This is a genomic window from uncultured Sphingomonas sp., assembly GCF_946477935.1.
Taxonomy (GTDB): Bacteria; Pseudomonadota; Alphaproteobacteria; order Sphingomonadales; family Sphingomonadaceae; genus Sphingomonas.
Genome location: NZ_CAMLAC010000161.1, coordinates 1 through 8,182, shown reverse-complemented (window position 1 = coordinate 8,182; position 8,182 = coordinate 1). Strand labels below are relative to the sequence as shown.

9 protein-coding genes and 1 pseudogene are annotated in these 8,182 nt (G+C 67.4%); 5 read left to right on the top strand and 5 right to left on the bottom strand.

The features are described 5' to 3' along the window. The coding region (mreC, locus tag Q0U08_RS14735; protein WP_298092218.1) for a rod shape-determining protein MreC at positions 1–843 on the bottom strand (843 nt) is incomplete at its 3' end. Between the two features lie 26 nt (positions 844–869). Continuing rightward, the gene (locus Q0U08_RS14730) at positions 870–1,910 is read right to left on the bottom strand and encodes a rod shape-determining protein (RefSeq protein WP_298092216.1); all 1,041 of its coding nucleotides are present in this window, start codon (positions 1,908–1,910) and stop codon (positions 870–872) included. A gap of 161 nt (positions 1,911–2,071) precedes the next feature. Between Q0U08_RS14730 and mutL the strand changes: the two genes are divergently transcribed. Continuing rightward, positions 2,072–3,847, top strand: coding sequence for a DNA mismatch repair endonuclease MutL (mutL, locus tag Q0U08_RS14725; protein ID WP_298092215.1), 1,776 nt, complete (start codon positions 2,072–2,074; stop codon positions 3,845–3,847). A gap of 219 nt (positions 3,848–4,066) precedes the next feature. After that, on the top strand, positions 4,067–4,819 hold the full coding sequence (locus tag Q0U08_RS14720; RefSeq protein ID WP_298092213.1) for an SIMPL domain-containing protein: 753 nt from the start codon (positions 4,067–4,069) through the stop codon (positions 4,817–4,819). Between the two features lie 385 nt (positions 4,820–5,204). Here the strand turns inward: Q0U08_RS14720 and rplI are convergent, their stop codons facing one another. Genes rplI through rpsF form a run of 3 tightly spaced genes read right to left on the bottom strand, consistent with a single transcriptional unit; the run spans position 5,205 to position 6,430 of the window. Further along, the gene (gene rplI, locus Q0U08_RS14715; protein ID WP_298092212.1) at positions 5,205–5,792 is read right to left on the bottom strand and encodes a 50S ribosomal protein L9; all 588 of its coding nucleotides are present in this window, start codon (positions 5,790–5,792) and stop codon (positions 5,205–5,207) included. A gap of 12 nt (positions 5,793–5,804) precedes the next feature. Beyond that, entirely contained in the window at positions 5,805–6,029 is a 225-nt protein-coding gene (gene rpsR / locus Q0U08_RS14710; RefSeq protein WP_007403456.1) for a 30S ribosomal protein S18, read from the bottom strand. After that, positions 6,029–6,430: a 30S ribosomal protein S6 gene (gene rpsF / locus Q0U08_RS14705; protein ID WP_112382724.1), complete on the bottom strand. Its 402-nt coding sequence runs from the start codon at positions 6,428–6,430 to the stop codon at positions 6,029–6,031. The genes rpsR and rpsF overlap by 1 nt, the downstream gene beginning before the upstream one ends. A gap of 243 nt (positions 6,431–6,673) precedes the next feature. On the opposite strand from rpsF, the gene fabD reads away from it, so the two are divergent. From fabD to Q0U08_RS14690, 3 genes and pseudogenes are all read left to right on the top strand, one after another. Continuing rightward, complete coding sequence (gene fabD / locus Q0U08_RS14700; protein ID WP_298092211.1) at positions 6,674–7,633, top strand: ACP S-malonyltransferase; 960 nt, start codon at positions 6,674–6,676, stop codon at positions 7,631–7,633. Positions 7,634–7,665: 32 nt separating this feature from the next. Continuing rightward, positions 7,666–8,079, top strand: a complete 414-nt coding sequence (locus tag Q0U08_RS14695; protein WP_298092209.1) for a GxxExxY protein — start codon at positions 7,666–7,668, stop codon at positions 8,077–8,079. Between the two features lie 13 nt (positions 8,080–8,092). Beyond that, positions 8,093–8,182, top strand: a pseudogene (locus Q0U08_RS14690) (beta-ketoacyl-ACP reductase); the annotation flags it as partial.

Sequence of the window (8,182 nt, the reverse complement as noted above, 5' to 3'; positions counted from 1 at the left end):
AAGCGGCATGAAGGCGCGCTGGACGATCGCGAAGTCGAGCGAGTCGGGGCGCGCAAAGGTGCGGGCAGGCATCGAATCATTGCCGGTGCGCACGACGCGCGCCACCGGGATGCCGGGGGCGTAAAGGCCACCGGTGCCCGAGGTGACGAACAGGTCGCCGGCGGTGAAGCGCACATTGGTGGTGTTGACCGAGCGGATATCGACCATGCCGTCGCCGCGACCGACCGCAAGCGCGGGCAGACCGTCGCGGGTACGGCGGACGGGGACGATGCTCTCGGGATCGGTGAGGAGCAGGACGCGCGCCACCGCCGGTCCCGTTTCCACCACCCGGCCGATCAGGCCGTCGGGTCCACGCACCGGCATACCCGGCCCGACGCCCTGAACGCGACCGGCATTGAGCAGCGCGAAACGGCGGCCGCTGGACGCGGTGGAGCTGACCAGCCGCGACGTCACCACCGTATCGGCCGAGCGGTCGCGGATCGCGAGCAGCGCCCGCAGCCGGCGATTGTCATAGGCGATGGTGCGGGCACGCAGCAGCAGCGCTTCCGACCGCTTCAGTTCGGCCCTCAGCCGGGCATTCTCGTCATGCACGAAGAAATAGGTGGCGATCGTATCGGGCACCGACACCACGCCGTCGATCGCCCAGGCCGCGCTGGCGGACACGGGCGCGGTGATGCTGGCCACCGCCATGCGCATCGCCGCGAAAGCGGGCGGGTTGAATCGCGACGCGACAAGCAACGCCGCCCCAACCAATGCGCCCGCCACCGCGAGCACATAGGCCAGAAACGCTCCATATTGCCGCCGTCGCGAAAACCCCGTGCGACGGTCGCGGGCAGGCGCCATGCGCCGGTCCCCCTGTCCTTCGAGGATTAGCCGTTGAGCAGAACGCCGCGGTACATCGGGTCTTCCAGCGCGCGGCCGGTGCCCAGTGCCACGCAGGTCAGCGGATCCTCCGCGACGGTGACGGGCAGGCCCGTCTCGTCACGCAGCACCTCGTCCAGACCCTGAAGCAGCGCGCCGCCGCCGGTGAGCACGATGCCCTGATCGACGATGTCGGCGGCGAGTTCGGGCGCGGTGTTTTCCAAGGCGACGCGAACGCCCTCGACGATCGTCGCCACCGGCTCGGACAGCGCCTCGGCGATCTGGCCCTGGTTGATCTGGATCTCCTTGGGGACGCCGTTGACCAGGTCCCGACCCTTGATGTGGATCACCGCGCCGATGCCGTCGACGGGCGGCTTGGCGCAGCCGACTTCCTGCTTGATGCGCTCGGCGGTCGCTTCGCCGATCAGCAGATTGTGATTGCGGCGCACGTAGCTGACGATCGCCTCGTCCATCTTGTCGCCGCCGACGCGGACCGACGTGGTGTAGGCGAGGCCGCGAAGCGAGAGGACGGCCACTTCGGTGGTGCCGCCGCCGATATCGACGACCATGCTGCCGATCGGCTCGGTCACCGGCATGTCGGCACCGATCGCGGCGGCCATCGGCTCCTCGATCAGCCAGACCTGGCTGGCGCCGGCGTTCGAGGCGGCGTCACGGATCGCGCGGCGCTCCACCTTGGTCGAGCCCGAGGGTACGCAGATCACGATTTCGGGCCAGCGGGCGAACTTGCGCGGACCGTGCACCTTCTGGATGAAATATTTGATCATCTGCTCGGCCACGTCGATATCGGCGATGACGCCGTCGCGCAGCGGCCGGATCGCCTCGATCGTGCCGGGCGTCTTGCCCATCATCAGCTTGGCGTCGTCACCGACCGCCTTCACGCGCTTCACGCCGTTCAGCGTTTCGACCGCCACCACCGACGGTTCGTTCAGCACGATGCCGCGACCGCGGACATAGACCACGGTGTTCGCGGTGCCGAGATCGATCGCCATGTCGTGCGACATGAATTTCAGAAAGCGGGGCAGGGGCATCGACACTCTTGTTCCGTCTGGAGGCCGGGGAGACGGCCGTTCGCACATCATCCAGCAGACACATAGGCAAGAGGCGAAACAGGGCCAAGAGCCAGAACAGGCGCCGGTTCCGTCACGTTTGCGGGTCGCGGGATGCCGCCGCTTGGGCTAGGGAATGATGCATGTCAATACGGCGTCTCCCTGCGCATCTCGTCAATCGTATCGCGGCCGGTGAAGTGGTGGAAAGGCCCGCCAGCGCGTTGAAGGAACTGGTTGAGAATTCCCTGGACGCGGGTTCCACCCGAGTCGCGGTGACGCTGTCGGCGGGCGGCACCGGGCGCATCGAGGTGGCCGATGACGGTTGCGGCATGGACGCGGGCGAAATGGCGCTGGCACTGGAGCGGCACTGCACCTCCAAGCTGCCCGACGAGGCGATCGAGAACGTCACCACGCTGGGTTTCCGGGGGGAGGCGCTGCCCTCGATCGCGTCAGTCGCGCGGGTGACGATCGAGAGCCGGCCGGCGGGGCATGACGGCTGGTGCCGGGTGGTCGATAACGGCGAGGTGGTGCGCGATGGTCCCGCCGCCGCGCCGCCGGGAACGCGGATCGTGGTGGAAGACCTGTTCGCGCGCGTGCCGGCGCGGCGCAAGTTCCTGCGCTCCGCCCGGTCCGAATATGCCGCCTGCCTGGATGCGGTGCGCCGGCTGGCGATGGCGCGCCCGGATGTCGCCTTCTCGCTGGAGCATGACGGGCGGCGCGTGCTGACCGTGCCAGCGGGGCAGGACCGGCCGGCCCGCGTCGCAATGCTGACCGACAAGGCGCTGGCGGACAATGCGGTGCCGATCGACTGGGTGCGCGAGGATCTGGTGCTGGGCGGCGTGGCGGGCATCCCGACCTTCAACCGCGGCATCGCCGACCACCAGTATCTGTTCGTCAATGGCCGGCCGGTGCGCGACCGGCTGCTGATAGGGGCGATCCGCGGCGCCTATGCCGAGATGATGCCGCGCGACCGCCACGCCGTCGTCGCGCTGTTCCTGGATGTGCCCGCCCATCAGGTGGACGTGAACGTGCATCCCGCCAAGACGGAGGTGCGCTTTCGCGATCCGGCGATGGTGCGCGGGCTGATCGTGTCGGGCCTGCGCCGGGCGCTGGACGAGGCGGGGCATCGCAGCGTGCAGCGGCCGGCGGAATCCGCGCTGGCGATGTGGCAACCGGAGCCGGTGGCGCCCGCCGCTGCTGCTCCGCCATGGCCTGCAGGCGTAGCGGAGGCACCGGTATTGGAGCGGCGGTCGCTGTTCGAGCCGCGACCGCATTTCAACGCCCCGCCGCCGCTGGCGCGTGCCGAGCCGGCCTGGGCGCCGCCGCCCGAGACCGCGGCGCATCCGCTGGGCGTGGCGCGCGGACAGGTCGCGAAGACCTATATCGTCGCCGAGTCCGAGGACGGGCTGGTGCTGGTCGACCAGCATGCCGCGCATGAACGGCTGGTGCTGGAGCGGATGCGCGCGGCGCTGTCCGGCGGGCGGGTGGCGTCTCAGGCGTTGTTGTTGCCCGAAGTGGTGGAGCTGGACGAGCCCGCCTGCGACCGGCTGGAGGCGCGTTCCGCCGAACTTGCGGAGTTCGGGCTGGAGCTGGAGCGGTTCGGACCTGCCGCGATGCTGGTGCGCGCGACGCCGGCCTTGCTCGGGCAAAGCGATCCCAGGGGGCTGGTCGCCGATCTGGCCGATGAGCTGGCGGCCTATGACGAGGCGCTGTCCCTTCGCGAGCGGCTGGACCATGTCGCCTCGACCATGGCGTGTCATGGCTCGGTACGGGCAGGGCGCATATTGTCGGTGGCGGAAATGAACGCGCTGCTGCGCGAAATGGAGGCGACGCCACATTCGGGGCAGTGCAACCATGGGCGCCCGACCTGGGTGAAGCTGGCGCATGGCGATATCGAGAAGCTGTTCGGGCGGAAGTGAAGCGCGGCGGCGTTGGCCCGCCGGTTTCGCGGGGGTGGAGATTGCGTTCGCCCGTCGCTGTCCACTTGGCCTTCTTGCGATCGTCCCGCGCGCCAACCTGTCTCTCGATACACCGTCTCGATACGCGGCTCTGCCGCTAGTCGAGACGAACGGATAGATGGTGCAAGCTCAGGTCATCTGGTTCTAGGATGACCCTTCTAGCCATGGGGAGGTATGGGGATGCGTTGGACGACGAGGTTGATGCTGCTGGCGATGCCGGCGGCGCTGGCGGCGCAGGAGCGCGAGCCTGCGGTGATCCAGGTGGCCGGTAGGGGTTCGGTGGAGACCGAGCCGGATATGGCGATGCTGACCTATTCCGTGATGGGGGAAGGGGCGACGGCTGATGCGGCGTCGCGCGCGCTGGCGACCAAGGCAACGGCGATACGGGGCGGTCTGTTGTCCGTGCTGGGGCAGGGTGCCGTTATCACCACCAGCGAGGTCAATCTGACGGAGGTGCGCGGCGCCGATTGCCGTACGGGCTATGGTTCGCCGGCGATGCTGAGCCAGGGCGCCTGCGCCGTGATCGGGTATAATGCGTCGCTGCGCGGATCGGTGGAGACCGGATCGGTGGAGAAGGTGGGAACCGCGGTGGGACTTGCCTCGCGGCTGGGTGCGCAGCAGGCGCAGACGAGCAGCTTTGGATTGCGGGATCCGGCCGCGGCGCAGGCCCGTGCAACACAGGTCGCCGTCCGCGATGCCAAGAGGCGTGCTGCGACGCTGGCGGCGGCGGCGGGGGTCCGGTTGGGTATGATCCTGACGTTGAACGACGGACCAGGGGCGGGAATCGAGGACGATGTGCCCTTGCCGATCGTCGCCACCGCCGTTGCAGCGCCGCCAGCCCCGCCGCCACCTCCACCGGTCCAGATCGATGTGAAGCCGGCGCCGATCGAGACGAGTGCGCGCGTGTCGGTGCGATACGCGATCCTGCCCTGACGGAATCTCCGTGGTTCATCTTTGCGCAACCTTTCCATGGGTCGCGCATTTTATCGCTGAACACACTCCATTCGTCGGAAAATCAGGTCATGAAGCAGATCGTCCCCATCCTGTTCGCCGCCATACCGCTCGCCGCCATGGTCGGTGCGTGCGTGATGTGCCCGTAACGGCGGGGTTGCGTTTCCCGCTGACGCGGGATGATCGAATGGGGGCTTTCCGGTTTGCCGGGAGGCCCCTTTTCGTTTCTGTGGATGGCGCGGCCTGCGCTGCCCTCGCGCCTCCGGCGCTCCTTCCCTCCCCCGGTAGGAGGGGGAACACAAGGAAAGGGCCGCCCGGATTGCTCCGGGCGGCCCTTCCTGTTCTCACGTCGTAAGCTAGCGGGCGATTATGCCTGCTGCTCCTCCGGCTGAGCCTCGGCCGTCGCGCCGGGTTCGGCGTTCGGGTCGTAGTCTTCGGTGAAGCCGGCTTCGTCGCGCTCGAACATCTGCGACATGACGTCGACGCCCTGCGCCTGCATCTCGGCTTCTTCCGGGCTGCGGGCGACGTTGACCTTGACGGTCACGACGACCTCGGGGTGCAGCGCCACGCGCACCTCGTACACGCCGATCGCCTTGATCGGCTTGTCGAGGATGACCTGGCTCTTGGTGACCTTGTGGCCTTCGCCTTCCAGGATCTCGACCAGATCGCGCACCGCGACCGATCCGTAGAGCTGGCCGGTGTTCGACGCCTGACGGATCAGGGTGACGGTCACGTCGCCGAAGGTCTTGGCCTCCGCCTCGGCGTCCGAACGACGCGCGGCGTTCTCGGCCTCGATGCGGGCGCGGTTCGCCTCGAACACCTTCTTGTTGGCTTCGTTGGCGCGCAGCGCCTTCTTGCGGGGCAGCAGGAAGTTGCGGGCAAAGCCGTCCTTCACCGTCACCACATCGCCGATGCCGCCGAGCTTCTCGACGCGCTCAAGCAGAATAACGTCCATGTGTAGGACTCCTTACTTCACGACGTAGGGCAGGAGCCCCAGGTGACGGGCGCGCTTGATCGCCTGGGCGAGTTCGCGCTGCTTCTTGGCGCTCACCGAGGTGATGCGCGACGGGACGATCTTGCCACGCTCGGACACGAAGCCCTGCAGCAGGCGGACGTCCTTATAGTCGATCCGGGGCGCGTCCTTCGCGGAGAAGGGGCAGCTCTTGCGGCGGCGGAAAAACGGGCGGGCCATTATGCGGCTTCCTCTTCACGGTCACGACGGGGGCGTTCGCTGCGCTCGCCACGGTCGGCGCGACGCTCGCGGTCACGCTCCTGCTTGCGCATCATCACCGTCGGGCCGGCTTCATGCTCGTCGACCTTGACCGTCATGTAACGGATCACGTCTTCGTTGATCTGGGTCTGGCGCTCCAGCTCGGCGACCACGCCGGCCGGCGCGTCGATCTCGAGCATCACGTAATGCGCCTTGCGGTTCTTGGCGATGCGATACGCCAGCGAACGCAGGCCCCAGGTCTCGGTCTTCACGACCTTGCCCTGATTGTCCTCGACGATCTTCGTGGCGGCTTCCGCCAGCGCGTCCACCTGCGCCTGTGCCAGATCCTGGCGCGCAAGGAACACGTGCTCGTAAAGAGCCATGCAGCTTACCTTATGTTGGCCGATCGCTGACGCCCGCCCCATGCGGTACGCCCCTCCGGCTGTCGTCCATCGATGTAATGGCGCCAAGGCAAGCGGACATGTGCCCGTCACCCCAGCGGGGCAGGCCATAGCGATATCGCCGCGAAAGGCAAGCCGGGATCGCCCCTTCCATGCTTGCCAGCGGGGGACAGGGTGCCTAACGCCCGCGGATCATTTGCCAACAGGGTAAGGCGGTCAAGGATCATGCGCGCGTTCATCTTTCCGGGTCAGGGTAGCCAGGCGGTGGGTATGGGCAAGGCTTTGGCGGAGGCCAGCGCGGTGGCGCGCGAGGTGTTCGGCGAGGTGGACGAGGCGCTGTCGCAGAACCTGTATCGACTGATGACCGAGGGGCCGGCCGACGAACTGACGCTGACCGCCAACGCGCAGCCGGCGATCATGGCGAATGCGATTGCCACCCTGCGCGTGCTGGAGCGTGAGGGCGGGGTGCGGCTGTCGGAGAAGGCGGACTTCGTGGCGGGGCATTCGCTGGGCGAATACAGCGCCTTGTGCGGTGCGGACGCGCTGGATCTGGCGACGACGGCGCAGTTGCTGCGGCTGCGGGGGCAGGCGATGCAGGCAGCGGTGCCGGTTGGCGAGGGCGCGATGGCGGCGTTGCTGGGTGCCGATCTGGACAAGGCGCAGGTGATCGCCGGCGCGGCCGTCGACGCGATCCTGGCCGAGGGGGGCGAGGAACTGGTCTGCACCGTCGCCAATGACAATGATCCGTCGCAGGTGGTGATTTCGGGGCACCGCATGGCGGTGGAGCGGGCGGTTGCCCTGGCGAAGGAACTGGGTGCGAAGCGCGCGGTGCTGCTGCCGGTGTCGGCGCCGTTCCATTGTCCGCTGATGCAACCGGCGGCGGATGCGATGGATGCGGCGCTGGCGGAAGCGAGCCTGCGGGCGCCATTGGTGCCGGTCTATGCCAATGTGGACGCGGTGGCGGTGGCCGATCCGGGCGTGATCCGCACGCTGCTGGTGCAGCAGGTGACGGGCATGGTGCGCTGGCGCGAATCGGTTGCGGCGATGGCGGAGGCGGGGGTGACGCAGTTCGTGGAGTTCGGCGGCAAGTTGCTGACCCCGATGGTCAAGCGCATCGCGCCGGATGTGGATGCGGTGAGCGTGGTGAGCATGGACGATATCGAGGAATTGCTTAAAAGGCTTTGATGTTCACGCGAAGCCGCGAAGACGCGAAGAGGATGGATCTTGAGGCGGTCGCCTCGGATGTTATCGACGTTTCGCTGCGGCTTCACCGTGATCTTGGGCCGGGCTTGCTGGAAAGCGTTTATGAGACGGTGCTTGCGGCAAAGCTGAGCGCGCTCGGGCATCGTGTCGAACGACAGGTGCCGGTGTCGTTCACGTTCGAGGGACTTTCGTTCGAGGCCGCCTTTCGCGTCGACATCGTGGTCGCTAACCGGCTGCTCATCGAGATTAAATCGGTCGAGCGGCTGAACGCCGCTCATGGCAAGCAATTACTGACCTATCTTCGACTGACAGAGCAGCCCTTGGGGCTGCTCATCAACTTCGGAGGCGCGACGCTAAAGGAAGGGCTGCGACGTATCGTCAACGGCCATACCGCCTTCGCGTCTTCGCGTCTTCGCGTGAACCAATAAAGGATTGCGAAGCATGTTCGATCTGACGGGAATGACTGCGCTGGTGACGGGCGCTTCGGGGGGGATCGGGTCGGCGATCGCCAGGGCGTTGGCGGGGCAGGGG

Excerpts from the sequence above, each read along its gene's own strand:
- Q0U08_RS14730 (WP_298092216.1), bottom strand. The coding sequence starts at position 1,910 with ATGCCCCTGCCCCGCTTTCTGAAATTCATGTCGCACGACATGGCGATC.
- mutL (WP_298092215.1), top strand. The coding sequence starts at position 2,072 with ATGTCAATACGGCGTCTCCCTGCGCATCTCGTCAATCGTATCGCGGCC.
- Q0U08_RS14720 (WP_298092213.1), top strand. The coding sequence starts at position 4,067 with ATGCGTTGGACGACGAGGTTGATGCTGCTGGCGATGCCGGCGGCGCTG.
- rplI (WP_298092212.1), bottom strand. The coding sequence starts at position 5,792 with ATGGACGTTATTCTGCTTGAGCGCGTCGAGAAGCTCGGCGGCATCGGC.
- rpsR (WP_007403456.1), bottom strand. The coding sequence starts at position 6,029 with ATGGCCCGCCCGTTTTTCCGCCGCCGCAAGAGCTGCCCCTTCTCCGCG.
- rpsF (WP_112382724.1), bottom strand. The coding sequence starts at position 6,430 with ATGGCTCTTTACGAGCACGTGTTCCTTGCGCGCCAGGATCTGGCACAG.
- fabD (WP_298092211.1), top strand. The coding sequence starts at position 6,674 with ATGCGCGCGTTCATCTTTCCGGGTCAGGGTAGCCAGGCGGTGGGTATG.
- Q0U08_RS14695 (WP_298092209.1), top strand. The coding sequence starts at position 7,666 with ATGGATCTTGAGGCGGTCGCCTCGGATGTTATCGACGTTTCGCTGCGG.